General features: G+C 29.6%; 19 protein-coding genes and 1 tRNA gene. 13 read left to right on the top strand and 7 right to left on the bottom strand.

Going from position 1 to position 17,561, the window contains the following annotated elements; translation table 11 throughout:
• Window positions 1-2: 2 nt before the first annotated feature.
• Both fsa and EAH69_RS07825 read right to left on the bottom strand, forming a co-directional pair.
• The gene (gene fsa / locus EAH69_RS07830) at window positions 3-659 is read right to left on the bottom strand and encodes a fructose-6-phosphate aldolase (RefSeq protein WP_121934640.1); all 657 of its coding nucleotides are present in this window, start codon (window positions 657-659) and stop codon (window positions 3-5) included.
• A gap of 84 nt (window positions 660-743) precedes the next feature.
• Window positions 744-1,496 carry an SDR family NAD(P)-dependent oxidoreductase gene (locus EAH69_RS07825; protein WP_121934639.1) on the bottom strand — a complete coding sequence of 251 codons (753 nt, stop codon included), beginning with the start codon at window positions 1,494-1,496 and terminating at the stop codon, window positions 744-746.
• A gap of 230 nt (window positions 1,497-1,726) precedes the next feature.
• Between EAH69_RS07825 and EAH69_RS07820 the strand changes: the two genes are divergently transcribed.
• The 4 genes from EAH69_RS07820 to EAH69_RS07805 all read left to right on the top strand — a co-directional run bounded on the left by EAH69_RS07820 (window position 1,727) and on the right by EAH69_RS07805 (window position 5,919).
• Window positions 1,727-2,176 (top strand): fibronectin type III-like domain-contianing protein, encoded by a 450-nt coding sequence (locus EAH69_RS07820; protein WP_121934638.1) that lies wholly within the window; start codon window positions 1,727-1,729, stop codon window positions 2,174-2,176.
• Window positions 2,177-2,244: 68 nt separating this feature from the next.
• Complete coding sequence (locus EAH69_RS07815) at window positions 2,245-3,018, top strand: hypothetical protein (RefSeq protein ID WP_121934637.1); 774 nt, start codon at window positions 2,245-2,247, stop codon at window positions 3,016-3,018.
• A 6-nt stretch (window positions 3,019-3,024) separates the two neighbouring features.
• Window positions 3,025-3,825, top strand: a complete 801-nt coding sequence (locus EAH69_RS07810) for a hypothetical protein (RefSeq protein WP_121934636.1) — start codon at window positions 3,025-3,027, stop codon at window positions 3,823-3,825.
• 51 nt (window positions 3,826-3,876) lie between these two features.
• A complete protein-coding gene (locus EAH69_RS07805; protein ID WP_121934635.1) occupies window positions 3,877-5,919 on the top strand; it encodes a S9 family peptidase in 2,043 nt (680 codons plus the stop codon).
• Between the two features lie 33 nt (window positions 5,920-5,952).
• Here EAH69_RS07805 and EAH69_RS07800 read toward each other — a convergent pair whose 3' ends face one another.
• A complete protein-coding gene (locus tag EAH69_RS07800; RefSeq protein WP_121934634.1) occupies window positions 5,953-6,480 on the bottom strand; it encodes a hypothetical protein in 528 nt (175 codons plus the stop codon).
• Window positions 6,481-6,623: 143 nt separating this feature from the next.
• Between EAH69_RS07800 and EAH69_RS07795 the strand changes: the two genes are divergently transcribed.
• The 4 genes from EAH69_RS07795 to EAH69_RS07780 all read left to right on the top strand — a co-directional run bounded on the left by EAH69_RS07795 (window position 6,624) and on the right by EAH69_RS07780 (window position 10,696).
• Window positions 6,624-7,427, top strand: a complete 804-nt coding sequence (locus tag EAH69_RS07795; protein WP_121934633.1) for an alpha/beta hydrolase — start codon at window positions 6,624-6,626, stop codon at window positions 7,425-7,427.
• Window positions 7,428-7,489: 62 nt separating this feature from the next.
• Window positions 7,490-9,349, top strand: coding sequence for a RecQ family ATP-dependent DNA helicase (locus EAH69_RS07790; RefSeq protein WP_121934632.1), 1,860 nt, complete (start codon window positions 7,490-7,492; stop codon window positions 9,347-9,349).
• Window positions 9,350-9,352: 3 nt separating this feature from the next.
• On the top strand, window positions 9,353-10,294 hold the full coding sequence (fmt, locus tag EAH69_RS07785; protein ID WP_230466746.1) for a methionyl-tRNA formyltransferase: 942 nt from the start codon (window positions 9,353-9,355) through the stop codon (window positions 10,292-10,294).
• 123 nt (window positions 10,295-10,417) lie between these two features.
• Window positions 10,418-10,696: an HU family DNA-binding protein gene (locus EAH69_RS07780; protein ID WP_121934631.1), complete on the top strand. Its 279-nt coding sequence runs from the start codon at window positions 10,418-10,420 to the stop codon at window positions 10,694-10,696.
• 69 nt (window positions 10,697-10,765) lie between these two features.
• Here EAH69_RS07780 and pdxH read toward each other — a convergent pair whose 3' ends face one another.
• Window positions 10,766-11,413, bottom strand: coding sequence for a pyridoxamine 5'-phosphate oxidase (gene pdxH / locus EAH69_RS07775; protein WP_121934630.1), 648 nt, complete (start codon window positions 11,411-11,413; stop codon window positions 10,766-10,768).
• Between the two features lie 72 nt (window positions 11,414-11,485).
• Here pdxH and EAH69_RS07770 point away from each other — a divergent pair, with 72 nt between their 5' ends.
• The gene (locus EAH69_RS07770; protein ID WP_121934629.1) at window positions 11,486-12,043 is read left to right on the top strand and encodes a YqgE/AlgH family protein; all 558 of its coding nucleotides are present in this window, start codon (window positions 11,486-11,488) and stop codon (window positions 12,041-12,043) included.
• Here the strand turns inward: EAH69_RS07770 and EAH69_RS07765 are convergent.
• Window positions 12,040-12,858, bottom strand: a complete 819-nt coding sequence (locus tag EAH69_RS07765; RefSeq protein WP_121934628.1) for an aminotransferase class IV — start codon at window positions 12,856-12,858, stop codon at window positions 12,040-12,042. The two genes, EAH69_RS07770 and EAH69_RS07765, sit on opposite strands and share 4 nt — an antisense overlap.
• 15 nt (window positions 12,859-12,873) lie before the next feature.
• Window positions 12,874-13,257 carry an START-like domain-containing protein gene (locus EAH69_RS07760; protein WP_230466745.1) on the bottom strand — a complete coding sequence of 128 codons (384 nt, stop codon included), beginning with the start codon at window positions 13,255-13,257 and terminating at the stop codon, window positions 12,874-12,876.
• Window positions 13,258-13,372: 115 nt separating this feature from the next.
• On the opposite strand from EAH69_RS07760, the gene EAH69_RS07755 reads away from it, so the two are divergent.
• Window positions 13,373-13,446: transfer RNA gene (locus tag EAH69_RS07755), tRNA-Met, on the top strand.
• A 65-nt stretch (window positions 13,447-13,511) separates the two neighbouring features.
• Here the strand turns inward: EAH69_RS07755 and EAH69_RS07750 are convergent.
• Entirely contained in the window at window positions 13,512-14,378 is an 867-nt protein-coding gene (locus EAH69_RS07750; RefSeq protein ID WP_147439112.1) for a DUF6515 family protein, read from the bottom strand.
• 235 nt (window positions 14,379-14,613) lie between these two features.
• Here EAH69_RS07750 and EAH69_RS07745 point away from each other — a divergent pair, with 235 nt between their 5' ends.
• The 3 genes from EAH69_RS07745 (at window position 14,614) to EAH69_RS07735 (ending at window position 17,470) form a co-directional block, all read left to right on the top strand.
• Entirely contained in the window at window positions 14,614-15,663 is a 1,050-nt protein-coding gene (locus EAH69_RS07745; RefSeq protein WP_121934625.1) for a nucleoid-associated protein, read from the top strand.
• A gap of 74 nt (window positions 15,664-15,737) precedes the next feature.
• Complete coding sequence (locus EAH69_RS07740; RefSeq protein ID WP_121934624.1) at window positions 15,738-16,883, top strand: hypothetical protein; 1,146 nt, start codon at window positions 15,738-15,740, stop codon at window positions 16,881-16,883.
• Between the two features lie 44 nt (window positions 16,884-16,927).
• The gene (locus EAH69_RS07735) at window positions 16,928-17,470 is read left to right on the top strand and encodes a hypothetical protein (RefSeq protein ID WP_121934623.1); all 543 of its coding nucleotides are present in this window, start codon (window positions 16,928-16,930) and stop codon (window positions 17,468-17,470) included.
• The last annotated feature ends 91 nt before the right edge of the window (window positions 17,471-17,561 follow it).

The raw sequence follows: 17,561 nt of genomic DNA, 5'->3' as shown, positions 1-17,561 counted from the left end.
TATTAAGAATTTGCTTTTGCGTGATCAGCTAAAAATTGAGCTAATCCAGAATCTGTTAATGGATGTTTTAATAATCCAACAATTGAAGATAATGGTCCAGTCATTACATCAGCACCAATTTTAGCACAATTTACAATGTGCATTGTGTGACGAACTGAAGCAGCTAAAATTTCTGTTTCATATAAATAGTTATCATAAACTAAACGAATTTCTTCGATTAAATTCATACCATCCATAGAAATATCATCTAAACGTCCTAAGAAAGGAGAAACATAAGTAGCACCTGCTTTTGCAGCTAATAAAGCTTGACCAACAGAGAAAACTAAAGTTACGTTTGTACGAATTCCTTTCGTTGAGAAATATTTACATGCTTTAATTCCGTCTTTTGTCATCGGAATTTTTACAACGATTTGTGGGTGTAAAGCAGCAAGCTCCTCACCTTCTTTAACCATTCCTTCAAAATCTGTAGCAATTACCTCAGCAGAAACGTCTCCATCAACAATTTCACAAATTGCTTTGTAATGGTTTAATACATTTTCTGTTCCAGCAATTCCTTCCTTCGCCATTAAAGATGGGTTTGTAGTTACTCCATCTAATACTCCTAAATCTTGAGCTTCTTTAATATCAGCTAAATTTGCTGTATCGATAAAAAATTTCATTGTTTGTTGTGTTACGTTTGCACAAAATTAAGGATTAATCGGCTATAAAACCTCTAAATCTTAAAAGAAATATCTAACAAAATGCTATACAGCTGTATATCCACCATCTACTACATAATAACCTCCTGTCATAAATGATGCCTTGTCCGAACTTAAGAAAAGTACAAATTCAGCAACTTCCTCAGGCTCTCCTAAACGACCAATTGGATGCTTTGTTACTAAAAATTCTAATTGTTCTTTTGATAAATTATTATCTAAAAGCGGAGTTTTAATATATCCTGGGCCAACAGCATTACAACGAATGTTCTTTGGTCCATATTCAGCACCAATATTCTTTGTTAAACCAACTATACCATGTTTAGAAGATGTATAAGCAGAACTCATAGGCGCTGCAACTAAACCATGAATAGAAGCCATATTAATGATAGATCCACTTCCGTTTTTTTCCATTGCTTCTAATTGATACTTACAACCGTAAAAAACACCATTAAAATTTATATCAATTACTTGTTTCCATGCTTCTAATGTATAATTACCAGTTTCAGCAGCTAAACCTCCAATACCAGCATTATTACAGGCAATATCTAATTTACCATATAATTTAATTGCTTCATCAACCAATGCTTTATTTTCTTCAGCTGTCGAAGTGTCTGCTTTAAAAAATGAAGCTATTCCTCCATTAGATAATATATCAGCAACAACTTGTTCACCTCTTTCAATATCAATATCAGATACTATTACTTTTGCTCCTTCTTTTGCATAAATTTCCGCAACTGACTTTCCAATTCCAGATGCTCCACCAGTTACAATTGCAACCTTATTTTCTAATATTCCCATTTTTATCCTTTTTTATTTCTATATAAATTTAAGAATTTATTAATATTTAAAACCTTAGTTTTCAAGATTTAAACCTTATTTAAATTCATTTCATATAATTACTCTTATGCAATATATAATAAATTAACAGTAAAATTAATATCTCCCTACAGCTCAATATGTTAATATAAAATCACTTTATGATAAAATATAAAATTAGACTATTTATTCTATCAATATTTATAGGAAGTATGACTGTAGTAGCTCAAAATAAAATTGCCGAACAAAAAACAAAACAAACCGAAGCTAAAATGACCGATGATGAACGCTTTTCATTGATAACAAGCTTAGTTGGCTACGTCCCTACATTGGGTATTCCTAAAGATAACCGAATTCCAAATAATATTTTAATGAGTGCTGGATATACACCTGGTATCCCAAGATTGGGAATTCCTAATATACAAAGTACAGATGCAAGTATGGGAGTAACTAACCCCGGATATCGACCTGATGATAAAAATCCTGGAGAAACTAAAACCGTAAAATTAACAATGGATAAACGAATTATTGCTGATTTTAATTGGAAAACTCAAAGCTGGGAAATTAAAAAAGGTGATTACACATTTGCTTTAGGTAAGTCTTCTACAGATTTAAGTAATAGAATTACAATAAAAATGAAAGAAAAAACCTTTAAAGATTAGGATTAGCTAATAATTAACAATGCATATTCTATTAATTCTGTTAAATTTGGTCTTAAATATTTATTTAAATGAAAACAATCCTATCAACTATATTATTAGCTACATTAGGTTTTGCTAATGCTCAAGAAATCAAAGATTATAAATACGTTCATGTACCTGATGCATTATCATCATTCGGTGAAAATCAATACCAATTAAACACAAGGTTAAGTTTTTATTTAGGTAAAAAGAATTATCATATTCTAAAGGACGATAAATCTGTTTGGCCTGCAGAAACTTTAAACGATCCATGTACTATTGTAAGAGCAGATTTAGTAAAAGCTAAAAGTTTAACAACTAATAAATTAAATATCAATTTTATTGATTGTAAAAACCAAATCATTAACACTTTTGAAGGAGTTTCAAGTATCAAAGATTTTGATAAAGGTTATCAAGAGGCTTTGAAAAAAGCATTGGAAAAAATTCAAATTAGTGTTCCGACTGTAAAATCTACTAAACCAATTGAAGCGAAACAATCAAACTCTCAACAAATTAAAGAAGAAAAAGCTGTATACGTACCAGCTGCTACTACAACAAAAGCTGTTGTAAATAATTTAGTTACTGATGGCAAAAATAATTACCAAATTATAGAATTACAAAACGGTAGTTTTATGTTAATGAATGAAAACGGAACACAAGTTGTAGCTAAATTTGAAAAAGCCATTAAGCCCGGAGTTTATCGTGTAGCAGTTACTGATGATACAGCAAGCTATTCTTCTATAGGTTACAACAACGATAATTCAATTTCTTACGAAGTATTAGAAAATAATATGTGGAAAGAAATTAAATTAACTTCAAAGTAATCCGTTATGAAAAAACTTGTAGCTGCCTTTTTTTTACTTTCTGTTTCATTTGCAAATGCACAACAAGTAAGTAATTTCAAGTATGTAATTGTTCCAAATACATTTATTGATTTCGAAAAAGAAGATTATCAATTAAATACCTATTTAAAGACGTTACTACGTCAAAAAAAGTATGAAATTGTTGTTGAAGGTTCAAATAATATTCCTTCAGATTTACAACAAAACGAATGTTTAGCTACAAGAGCAAATATTCAAAATGTAAAAAGTTCATTTCAAAACAAATTAAAAGTTGTTTTTACAGATTGTAATAATTCTATATTGAATGAATTAGATGGTGTTTCTAAATTAAAGGATTTTGAAAAAGGTTATCAAGCTGCTTTAGCTGAAGCTATGAACAAATTACCTGAACAAAAATTTACTACTACAAATAGTATTAAAAAGGAAACTGTTGAAGTTAGTACAAACGACACAAATCTAATTCAAGATTCAAAAACAAATAAAAAAGTAGAGAATAAACCAATTGATGTAAAAAGTATTAAATCTAAAAAGTCAGTTGATTTTACAGATGGTTTAATTACAATTACAGTAAATTATAAAGAAAATGGTACGATTGTAATTACAAACGAAACTACTTTGATTGCTAATTTTAAACCAACTTTACGTCCAAATGTTTTCTTAGTTTCATTAAAAGATTCTAAGAACCAATTTTATAATTCGATTGGGTATACAACAGATGAAACGATTAGTTTTGAATATTTAGATCACAACAATCAATTAAAAGAACGAATTTTTAATAAAGTAAAATAAAACTAAAAAATGGCTGCAAATCACTAAATTTGCAGCCATAAATTTTATATTATGCAAGCACCAATTGCTAAAAAAATAGAAAAGAAATTAGAGAAACACGGTGATATTCGTATCGATAACTATTATTGGTTAAACGAACGCGAAAATCAAGAAGTGATTGATTATCTAACCGAAGAAAATAAATATACAGAAGCTATCTTAAAACCGACTGAAGAATTTCAAGCAAAATTGTTTGAAGAAATGAAGTCGCGCATCAAAGAAGATGACTCTTCTGTTCCTTATAAAATGAACGGATATTGGTATTTAACTGAATTCCAAAAAGGGAAAGAATATCCAATTCACAAACGTCGCAAAGATTCGTTAGAAAACGAAGACGAAATCTTGTTTGATGTAAATCCGATGGCCGAAGGTCACGCTTACTACAAATTAGGTGGATTATCAGTTTCTCCAAATAACGAAATGTGTACATTTGGTGTAGATAATGTTTCGCGCCGTATTTATACAATTCAAATCAAAAATTTAACAACTGGTGAAATCTTAGCAGATAAAATCGAAAATACAACTGGAGGTTCAGTTTGGGCAGCAGACAACAAAACGTTATTCTACACAAGAAAAGACGAAACGTTACGCGCTTACCAAATTTGGAAACATAAATTAGGAACTTCATCAGAAGATGATACTTTAGTTTTTGAAGAGACTGACGATACATTTTCGGTTTATGTGTACAAATCAAAATCAAGAGATTATATCATCATCGGAACTTCATCAACAGTTTCAGACGAATACCGTTTTATTCCGGCAAATGAACCAGATGCTGAATTTAAAATCTTTCAAGAGCGCGAGCGTGATTTAGAATATTCAATTGAACACTTCGGTAACGAATTTTATATTCAGACAAATAAAGATGATGCTTTCAACTTCAAATTAATGAAAACTTCTGTTGATAAAACAGAACAAGAAAATTGGATTGAAGTGATTCCACATCGCGAAGAAACTTTTATCGAAGGATTTGAAATTTTCAAGAATTACTTGGTAATCGAAGAACGTACAAATGGTTTAATGCAAATGAACATTAAAGCGTGGGACGGATCAGAAGATTATTACTTACCATTTAACGAAGAAACATACACAGCAGGATCGGGTACAAATCCTGATTTTGATACGGATATTTTACGTTACGGTTATACTTCTTTAACAACGCCTACTTCTGTTATTGATTTCAATATGAAAGATAAAACATTCGAAGTAAAAAAAGAACAAGAAGTTTTAGGAACATTTGATAAAGACAATTACGTTTCTGAACGTATTTGGGCTGAAGCACGTGACGGTGAGAAAGTTGCGATTTCTTTAGTTCATCACAAAGACACAAAACTTTCTGCTGATACACCATTATTATTATACGCTTACGGATCTTATGGTTATACAATAGAACCAAACTTTAGTTCTATTCGTTTAAGTTTATTAGATCGTGGATTTGTTTACGCGATTGCACACATTCGTGGTGGACAATATTTAGGACGTGAATGGTACGAAGATGGAAAAATGTTAGACAAGAAAAATACTTTCTTTGATTACATCGATTGTGCGAAATACTTAATTGAGAAAGGTTATACTTCTACTCCACACCTTTACGGAATGGGTGGATCTGCAGGAGGTTTATTAATGGGAGCTGTAATTAATTACGAACCAACATTATTTAACGGAATTGTAGCGCAAGTTCCTTTTGTGGATGTGGTTACAACAATGTTAGACGATACAATTCCATTAACAACTGGGGAATACGACGAATGGGGAAATCCAAACGACGAAGAATATTACCATTACATGAAAGAATATTCGCCTTACGATAATGTAGAAGCGAAAGCATATCCAAACATGTATGTTTCGACTGGTTTACACGATTCGCAAGTGCAATATTGGGAACCTGCTAAATGGGTTGCTAAATTACGTGAGTTAAAAACTGACGATAATATTTTACTTTTAGATACGAATATGGATACAGGACACGGTGGAGCTTCTGGCCGATTCGAATCGTTAAAAGAAGATGCAAAAGAAGATGCTTTCTTATTTATGTTAGAAGGCATTACAGTATAATTTTAAACAAAATAGCCAACTAAATTTAGTTGGCTATCTGTTTATATATTTAATTCTTGCTTCTGCTAAATCATATATATCGTATACTTTCGTTACATAAGATTGTCCATTTGGATTGATTTCAAAATGCGTATCAGGATATAAAAATCGATTTTTTTCGTGCCCTTCTCTATTATAAATGTATGGAAACTTCACTGTAATTGGTTGATAGATTTCTAATAAATCAGCAATTATATAATCAAAAATTCCATACCAATTATTATTAATAAATATTGGTTCATCCCATATGTATTTATATTGAAAATATTCCTTTTTTTCATTATTAATACCTAGATAAACAATAGGATTTTTTTCTTTAAAAATTGGTGGAACACCGTAATGATCAAAACTTACAAATTCTATTGTATCCGACTTAAATTCGTTACATATTGGTTGTAAAATTTTATATTTCGCAACAAACATTTGATCAAAATAAACTGGAGATTTTTCTTTATTTAACTTGTTATGTTCTTGATAATCTACTTTTTTATATTCAATCAATTCTCCAACAAAAGCAAACACTTTTTGTCTTAAGCATATAATATACAAGGAAATAGTAATGCAATTAATCGGATAATTTTCATTTAAATATTTTTAATAATAACAACAAAGAATTGACTTTATTTTAAAATTTAGTTATTTTTATAGATATCAACCACTTTATAATGATTAAAATTTTTAAAAATATTATTCTTTTTCTATTCGTATCAAACACCTATGTAAATGCACAAGACGAAATTCCAAAGCATCAAACGATAGAAATCTTTTCTAAAACCTTAAACGAGAATAGAATAATTACGATTTGGACACCTGATGATTATACAACTTCTAATCAAAATTATCCTGTTTTGTATATGTTAGATGGTGGAATAAATGAAGATTTTCCTCATTTAGCCAATACAATTGCTGAATTAATTAATTCCAAACAAATAATTTCAATCATTTTAGTTGGGATAGAAAATACTGAACGAAGAAGAGATTTAACTGGTTATACCACTATAGAAAAAGACAAAAAAATAGCACCAATTGTTGGTGAGTCTACAAATTTTAGAACTTTCATAGCTGATGAATTGATTCCAAAAATAAATCAAAAATATAGAGTAAACGATCAAAAAGGTATTATAGGAGAATCTTTAGCAGGTTTATTTGTCGTAGAAACTTTATTTGAGCAACCTGAATTATTTGACGATTACATCGCATTCGATCCTTCATTATGGTGGAATAATCAATATATCGTCAAAAATTCTAAATCAAACCTTTCGATTACATCTTCTAAACCACTAAAATTTTGGTTTGCAGGTTCTGGAGCAAAAGACATCAATGCAAACACAAAACAATTGGCTCAAAATTTAAAAAATAACCCATTAGCAAATTTAAAATGGATTTATGCTGATGAGCCAAAAGAAAAACATAATACCATTTTTAGAGCGACAAAAGAAAAAGCTTTAATCTGGACATTTAGCAAATAAACATTTATACAGACACAATTTGTCGTTCAAATACTTTATTTTTACACAAAAGCAATTACAATTTGACTGCAAAAGAAGTTCTAAATAAATATTGGGGATACGAAGAATTTAGAGGACCTCAAGAAGAAATCATCACTTCAGTATTAAATAAAACAGATAATTTGGCTGTTTTACCTACTGGTGGTGGAAAATCTTTATGCTATCAAATTCCAGCTTTATTATTTCCTGGTGTAACATTGGTTATATCTCCATTAATTGCTTTGATGAAAGATCAAGTTAATCAATTAAAATACACCGGAATTCCTGCCGAATTAATTTCAAGTGAATATACTCAGGCACAAATTATAGAAATTCTTGATAAAACAAAAAGAGGAGAAATTAAACTTTTATATGTTTCTCCTGAACGATTATTAAGTTCAATCTTTATAGAACATTTACGTTCTGTTTTACTTTCGCTAATCGCGATTGATGAAGCACATTGTATTTCTGAATGGGGACACGATTTTAGACCTGCCTATCACAAAATCGCACGTATTAAACAAGTTTTTCCAAGTGTACCTATTTTGGCCTTAACAGCGACTGCTACAAATCAAATCAAGCAAGAAATCATTCAAAAGTTACAACTTTTTGAACCTAATGTTTTTCAATCTACTTTAAAACGTGAGAATCTTTCCTATCATGTTGTTCAATCTAAAGATAAATTTGGTGATCTTTTACGCTACTATAAAACAAGAAAAGAAAGTTCTATCATTTTTGTAAGAAACCGTCGTCAAACCCAAGAAATTTATAAGTTTTTAATTAATAACGGAATTGATGCAGCCTATTTTCATGCGAAATTATCGAAAGAAGAAAAAGAACAAAGGCAAAATGATTGGACAAAAAGTGACGAGCAAATTATGGTTGCTACTAATGCTTTTGGGATGGGTATTGATAAAGCTAATGTTCGTTCAGTTTTTCATTTAGATTTACCTCCAAGTATTGAAGCATATTACCAAGAAGTTGGCCGTGCCGGAAGAAATGGAAAAAAATCGAGAGGAATTTATTTATATACTAAAGAAGATCAAGTAAATGCAGAAAGTATCTTCAAAGCTAATTTACCTTCAAAAAAAGAATTCCTACGTATGGCGAATGCCTTATTTAGTCATTTAATAATTGGTGAAGGCGAATTACATGATCTTGATTACACGTTAGATATTCCTAAATTCTCTGAAAAATTTGGAATCAACGCCAAAAGTATGGTCATGTTTATTGATTTTCTAAATACACAAGGTGTCATATTTCAAAAGAATTTTAATCAACAAAGTACAGTTAAAATTCATATCTCACCACAAACTGCGAGTAATTTAAATAATCCTATTTTAAGCTTTTTACAACGTACTTCACCTGGAATTTTTATGCAACATCGCGAAATAAGTGAAGGTCGTATAAGTTATGAATTGGATGAAAGTATTAGTGAAATTAGACAAAAATTACACGTATTAAAAGACAGAGAAATATTAGAATATTCAGATCGATATTTGGCTCGTTTTAGATTTTTAGTTCCACGAGAAGATTCATTATTTAATAATAAATTATGGACAATTTTCGAAAACATTCAAATCTCACAATGGAAGCGTTTACAAGCGATGGCTTTTTATGCTGAACAAACAGATAATTGTCGTGAACGAATGCTATTAGCATATTTTAACGAAAAGTCTGAAACAAATTGTGGACAATGCGATGTGTGCAAAAAACGTAAAAAATCGAAAGAAATTCAAAAACAAATACTACAATTTATAGCATCAGGACCTAAAACTAACGAAGAAATTCTGACTAATTTCATAACTTCGCCAAAAGAAAAAATTCTTCAAACTCTTCAGCTCTTAATTGACGAAATGAAGATTGAAAATGAAGGATTAGCTAGTTATAAAATAAAAGAATAATATATGCGCGTAGTTTTTATGGGAACTCCTGGTTTTGCAGCTGCTTCTCTAAACGAAATTCATACAAATAGTAATCACGAAATTGTTGGTGTTGTAACAGTTCCGGATAAACCATCTGGACGTGGTCAAAAAATGAACATTTCTGATGTAAAAAAATATGCATTAGAACACGATTTACCATTATTACAACCTGAAAAATTAAGAGACGAACAGTTTTTAGCAGATTTACGAGCCCTAAATGCTGACGTTTTTGTAGTTGTAGCATTCCGTATGTTACCAAAAGCTGTATGGTCTATCCCAACAAAAGGAACTTTTAACTTACATGGTTCTTTATTACCACAATATCGTGGAGCTGCACCTATCAATTGGGCTGTAATGAACGGTGAAACAAAAACTGGAGTTACAACTTTTTTAATTGATGAAGAAATTGATACAGGAAATATCTTGATTGCTGATGAAGTCTCAATTGGAGAAAATAATAATGTTGGTGATATTCACGATCAATTAATGGAAATTGGTGCTCGTTTAGTTGTTAAAACTTTAGATGGTTTAGCAAATGATGCTTTAAAACCTCATCCACAAGATGAATCAATTGAATTAAAACACGCTCCAAAAATATTTAAAGATGATTGTAAAATTGATTGGAACCAATCAGTTGATACAATACATAATAAAATTAGAGGATTATCTCCCTATCCATGTGCTTGGACTACTTACGGGAATAGTGACGCATATAAAACATTAAAAATTTACGGAGGTATAAAAACAGATTTAGAAAAATCTGGTGAACTATTTGAATTAGTACGAACTAAGAACAATTTATATATTCATTTAGCTGATGGTATGTACGAAATATTAGATTTGCAACCAGAAGGTAAACGTAAGATGAGTGCTAAAGATTTCATCAATGGACACCAGAATGAAGCTCAAATCTTTGTTAAATAATAAAGCATCGTTAAATTTTTTGCATTTTTTTATGTTTTGATGATTTTTTTTTGCTTGTAAACTTGCACAAATAAAGGGAAAGACTATATTTGTGTATAAATTAATTATAAAAAAGTTACAACTATGAACAAATCAGAACTTATTGACGCAATTGCAGCTGACGCTGGAATTTCTAAAGAAGCTGCTAAAAAAGCATTAAACTCATTCACTTCAAATGTAACTAAAGCTTTAGCTTCAGGAGATAAGGTTGCTTTAGTAGGATTTGGTACATTCTCAACTTCTGAAAGAGCTGCAAGAACTGGTATCAACCCACAAACTAAAAAAGAAATTCAAATTGCTGCTAAAACAGTAGCTAAATTCAAGGCTGGATCAGAATTATCTGACGCAGTTGATAAAAAATAATCGAACGATTAATTTATAAAAAAACCACTTCTATTGAAGTGGTTTTTTGTTTTATATCGATTTACAGCATTAAGGAGCTAAACGCTCTTTTTTCCAATCAAAATCTTCTTGTAATACATAACGAACTCTATCGTGTAAACGATTTGGACGACCTTGCCAAAATTCAATTTCTACAGGTTTAATAATAAAACCACCCCAATGTTCTGGTCTTGGAATTTCTTGTCCTTCGTATTTTTTTTCTAATTCTTTAACTTCTGCTTCTAAGTCTTCATTTTCTTCAATTACGCTACTTTGTTGCGAAACCCATGCTCCAATCTGACTTCCTCTTGGACGTGTATCAAAATAACCATCAGAAGTATTTTCAGACGTTTTTTCTGCAATTCCTTTAATTATGATTTGCTGTTCTAAATAAGGCCAGAAAAACGACGCAGAAATCTTTGGATTCTCTAGTAAAGCTTTTCCTTTTTGACTATCATAATTTGTATAGAAAATAAAACCTTCATCAATAAAACGTTTTAATAAAACTACTCTTGTTCTCGGAAAACCATCTAAACCAATTGTAGAAATCGACATTGCATTTGCTTCATCAACCCCATCACATTCTTCTGCCTGTAAAAACCAATCACGAAATTGCTCTAGCGGATTATCTTTCAAATCTTCAAATTTCATTGATTTTTTCTCATACGATTTACGGTGATAAGATAAATCCTGTTTCATAATTAATGTTTTAAATAAATTATTATATTTAACTAGTGATTAAAGTAATTCACACCAAATTTAAGAAAATATATGCCCAACACAAGTATAAAAAAAGGGAGTATTTTGGTATCAAGACCATCATTATCCTTAGATATATTTAACCGAAGTGTAATTCTGATTGTAGAACATTCAGAAAGTGGAACTGTGGGCTTTATTATTAATAAATCTACAGAAATTCCAATCAATGTATTTGTTTCAAATTTAGAAAGTTCTGATATCGTAAACGAAGGTGGACCTGTAGATAAGGATAATATTTACTATTTACATCGAAGACCAGATTTGATTGAAAATAGTTACAAAATAACCGAAGAAATTTATTGGTCTGGCGATTTTGATGATGTAAACAAAGCTATACATCACGGATTATTTTGTGATAATGATATCAAATTTTTCCTTGGCTATTCAGGTTGGAGTAAAAATCAATTAGAGAATGAAGTCGAAAAGTTAAAAGAATGGGAAGTTTTAAATGACTTTTCTTTAGATATATTTTCCAAACACGATAATGATTTGTGGAAAAATTTAATGAAAAAATTAGGGGGTGATAACCTAATATGGTTTAACACCCCCTCTGATCCTTCTATGAATTAATCTTTGAAATAAATTTCAAAGATTTTTTTTGTCTCTGTAGATTGATAAATTTTCTTTCTGTTTTGACTAATAGATTGAATACCTACTCCATCAATTAAAACAAAAACTTCGTCTGCTTTCTGAATTTCGAAAGGAAATATTTCAACTTCCTCAACTGTATAAGCTTCTTCTTTCGAAATTACTTTGATAAAATTATTACGTAAAGCACTTGTAATAACTCCTTCAGACGATTTTGGCGTTTTAAGAACATTATCCTTTAAAACGAAAATACTCCCTTTTAAAGTTCTTGCTATTCGTTTATCAGTATTTAATAATACAAGATCTTCGTATTCATTTTCTAAACGATAAATTTCAGCAATATATTCTTCTGGATGTTGTGCATTAACTAAAGAATAAAATGATGTATTGACAGAAAAATCTTTGTAAACATCAATTTCGGCATCACCTTCTATTAATTCCCAAGCATTTTCACTTCCTTCAATAGAAACGACGTAATCTATAGATGATTTTAATAAATCTGCATCATCTGAACGATATGTAAAAAACGTAATTTTTCCGTTTAAGAAATGATTAGCTTCAGCAACTAAATTAATTTGTTCTTGGAAAAATTCTGGTGTAAATGATAAAGGAATATTCATGCGATAAATACGCATTGAAGCCATTAAATTAAAATAATGATCTTCCCAATCTTTAATTTCACCGTTTACTAATCGTAAAACCTCTTTAACCGCGTCTCCATGAGAAAATGCACGATTTGTAATTTTAATCGTTGAATTTTCTTGGTCGACGATTAATCCACCAACATTAATTTTCAAAATAAAGTAGTTTTCTTATTTAGATCCTAAGATTTTCTTTAAATCTTCAATTTGACTTTCCCAAAGTTCTTTAGATTCTTCTACTTCATCTTCTTCAGCAAAATCTGTAATAACTAAAGAAACATCGTTTGTTAATTCGTCAACAACAATGTTTAATTCGTAGAAATATTTAGTATCCTCATCATCTTCCCATTGAAAACGTACGTAGGTATCTTGCTTAGATTTCATTAAAAAAGCAGATTCTTCGTGTCCGTCCCAAATAAAAGTATACTTTTCTCCACGTGAATTTACATTACCAGCAAACCATTCAGATAAACCAGAAGGATTTGAAATATAGTTATATAATAATGATGGAGAAGCATTAATTGAAAACTCTATTTGATATTTCTTTTTTGGCATAATTCTTATTTATTGAGGTCGCAAGATATAAAATGAATTGAATTTACCAAAGAAAATAAAATAATACTTTGACATTATTTTTAAAATACTTTATATTTGCAAACCAAAAGAAAATGGCGAGGTAGCTCAGATGGTTAGAGCGCAGGATTCATAACCCTGAGGTCGGCAGTTCGATTCTGCTCTTCGCTACAAATAAAAAGCCCGATACATCTAAATGTATCGGGCTTTTTTAATCAACCTAATCTAAATCAAGTTTAGCTTAAATAACCAACTACTTGATATACTCTTTCTCCTCTGTGGTATATTCTGTCATATAGCACTCCAGCATATTCATACAGGTTTTCCCCATAATAATTAATTCTTTCATAACCATATGGTAATGCATACACAATTGCTCCCATAGGTGGCTCTACCACACGATAATCGTTTCTATATCTTTCATAATATACTCCTTCATAAAAGTAGAATGGTCTAGATCCTATATTTAATGAAATAAAGCCTGCCGGTAATACATTAATTCTAAAACCAACTGGTGGCATAAATCTTACATAATTATTGTTGTAATGTCTGTAATAAACTCCATTTTGACCATAAAATTTCACGTTGTTGTAGTGATATGAATTATATCTCTTGTGATCAAAGTTCTTAACTGGTTTACTATAACTGTAATTATGTTGCTGTCTAGAGTTGTTTATTCTGATCGGTTCTCTTCTATCTGAATGACCATCATGTCTAACTTCTGGACGTCTTTGATCATGTTTAACTTCAGGTCTTTTTGCTGTTTGTACCTGAGGTCTTTCAACACGTGTATCTCTACCTTTATTATCTTGTTTCACAACCGTAGAATTTCTTTCAATTCTTTGGTTTCCTTGATTTACAGATGATTGTTGTCTTACAACTTCTCTATTCGGTCTGTTAGTTTCAACTCTTCCTCTATTCGATTGTTCCATTCTTACGTTTGGAGAATCAGTTCTTTGCGATCTTTGGTGGTTTTCAACATTAGGTTTACCTCCTGCATTACGCTGTCCTTCACCTCTTCCACCTCTGTCTTGTGCGTTAAGTTCAACCATCAATCCTGATGTCATAATTAAACTTAAAAATGTAAATCTTATTAATTTCATAACCAACCTGTATTAATAATCAAATTATATAAACGACATTACCATATTTATGCCAAGATTTAAAACATTATTCAATTTTAAATGGAAAAATTTAAAATTTAACTTTTACATAAAATGTAAATTATTGTGGTTCAATTATATAACTTAACAAAAATATCTAACAAAATTGTCAAATATTTTAATAGGAATAGTTGTAAAACTTTAATTAATTTTACGCCTTAATTAGAATTCGAGTATGATTGACGTTAAAAACGCTTACATTGGCTTTATTACTTTACAAAAAGTAGGACATAAAATACGTGAAGAAGCAAATATTTTTGCTCAGGAAACAATGCCTTTAGACGAAAAGAAAGAAGAAGATTTGGTTCCTTTCTTATTAGCACCTTTCAGAAAGAATTTACAACCGCATCATTTTACGCATTATACAGAAAAGTTAGAATTTAATGTTTTATACAATTCTGCAATTTCTGTTTTTGATGATGAAGTAGATTTCGTTGACTTTTCTAACGATACATTAAGCCATTTGTACGAAAAATCTTTACATCCACAGATTAAAAGTGGTGAAGTATTTATGGTTTTGTTTGAAAATATGCAATTCGAAGAAATACCTTGTCGCGGTTTAGCAATTTATAAATTAGAAAATAAAAAGAAATTTATTCGTTTTGATGAATCAAAAGGAATTGATTATAATATCTGGAAAGGTTATAAACTGGAAGGTATTGACAAAGCTTGTTTAATCTTGGATGTACATCGTGAAGATGGTTTTAGAGTTTTTTCTATTGATGATCAGCACCAAGAATCAGAATATTGGAAAAAGAACTTCCTTGAAATTGATATGATTAAGGATAATGCCTATCATACTAAGAAAGTTTTAGAATTAATTGAAGATTTCTCAAATGATATTGTCTTAGACAAAAACGATAAAAAATCTCAAGCTGAATTTATTGCAAATTCAATTCAAGTGATGCAAAACAATGATTTTATTTCTCCGGATATCATCGAGGAAGAAATTATTAAACCATTTGAGTTAATTGATGAGTTTAAGGATTTTAAAAAGAATTATGCCGAAGAACGTAAAGTAGATTTCGTTGAGAATTTTGAAGTTTCCTTTCCTACTTTAGCTAAAGAATCTAAAAAATTAAAGTCAGAAATTAAGTTAGATACTAATATCAATATCAAAATTGATTTACACGATCCCGATGCTGCCGAAGAACATTTAGAACGCGGTTACGACGAAGAAAAGAAAATGTATTATTACAAAGTGTTTTTTAATACAGAAAAATAAACAATAATGGTTTGGATTAATTTCTGAACCTTTTTTTATATTTAAATTCTTTAATTTAACTCACTACTCTATACATGAAAACTTACGAAATATCTCCTTTTTGGAAATATCTATCATTAGCAATTATCTACTCTATATATTTAGGAGCACTCTATTTTCTATATCCAATTTATAGTAAAACTGAAATGAATATGTTCGTAACTGTAATTATTCCGTTTGCGTATTTTTTTCTAGGAATATTTCTTTACAGCTATTTAAATAGTCAATTCAGTTTAATTCTTGTTATAGATAACGAAAAGATTAGACAAGAAAATGATAAAATTTATAAAGAATGGTATTTTGACGAAATCAAAGGTTTTCGTGTCTTAAAAAATATGATTATTCTTGAGACGAATCATCCTGAAAAGAAAGCTTTAAAATTAGCATCTTACTATGACAATTATTCTGAAATAGAAACCTGGATTAGAGCTAGATTTAAAAACTTAGATAAAAATGAAAAATATACTGAAAGAAAAGAAATAAAAGCAATTGAAAAGAAGCATAAAAATCTAAAAGAATCGGATGCAAAGAAAATCACTAAAACTCTTAATGTATTAGCTGTAATTATTCTTATTTGGATGATATTTTTTAAAGAATTTTTCATTACACTAGCAATATATTCGAGCATTGTTTTATTTTTCATATGCATATTCACTCTTAAAAAATACAAAGGGATTATAAAATTTATAGATAACAAAAACACTATTTCTCCAAGTATAGGAATTGCTTTATCCTTAATTCCTGGTGCTCTTATAATAAGTTGCATTTTAAAATACAATTTCTTAGATTATAGTTATATCCTTTTGTACAGTGGAATTATAGCTTTTATAATTTTAGTAATTTATTTTATTAATGAAGATTATAAAACAATTATCAAAAAGAAATTTAACCTTATAACTCTATTTTTTATTGCTTTCGCTTTTGGCTTTGGAAGTATTATTAATCTAAATGCTATACATAATCAACGAAACGAATATTACAACTCTAAAATTCTTAATAAATTTACAAGTGGCGGAAAAACTACTTCTTATATATTTACTATCGATAAATGGCAATATATATCAGAAATTAAAGATGTTGACATTAGCTATGATTTATACGAAAGTAAAAACATTGGCGATAATATTTCAATAACATATTACGAAGGATTTTTTAAAATTCCTTTTTATACTGTTAAATAATCAACTTATTTACATATATTTAATCATCATTAAACCAGATAATTATGAGAAATTTAGCTTTATCAATCACCGCATTATTTATCCTACAATCATGTGTTGTTTCTACAGCTGCTAAAGCTGTAACCACTGTTGCAAAAGTTGGTGTTGGAGTCGTTAAAGGAACAGTAAAGGGAATTGGATGGGCTGTTGGAAAAGCAAAAGGAAAAATTGATGAAGATAAAGTTGATGGAAAATGGAAATTAGTTGGAATTTACAAAGGAAATTACGAAAGTTTTGCAAACGATAAAAACCCAGAGATTGCTTATACAAGTGAATGTGTAGATCAATTTGATTTAATAGAATTTAATTCGAAAAAATCAAAATTTAGACCTATTCATTGTAATACAAGTAAAGAGGATTGGATTAAATATAAGATGCAATACGGCAAAAATCCACAAAACAAAGAAAGAGAAAATTATATCGAATACAATTCTAATAGCTATATTTCTGTTATAGATGCAACAAATAAAACAATGGTTTTAGAAGGAAATTTGATAAACAATTCAAACTATTACGGAACTAATCTTTTCTTATTCGAGAAGAAATAATGTAGCATAAAAAAAGCGAACTCGGTTTTACACTGCCCCCAAAAAGTTAGACACTTTTGGGGGCATTTTTTATGGCAAGAAAAGTAAAATA

This window comes from Faecalibacter macacae, assembly GCF_003687725.1.
GTDB lineage: Bacteria > Bacteroidota > Bacteroidia > Flavobacteriales > Weeksellaceae > Empedobacter > Empedobacter macacae.
The sequence above is the reverse complement of the archived record's forward strand: the minus strand, read 5'-3'. Positions and strand labels throughout refer to the sequence as shown.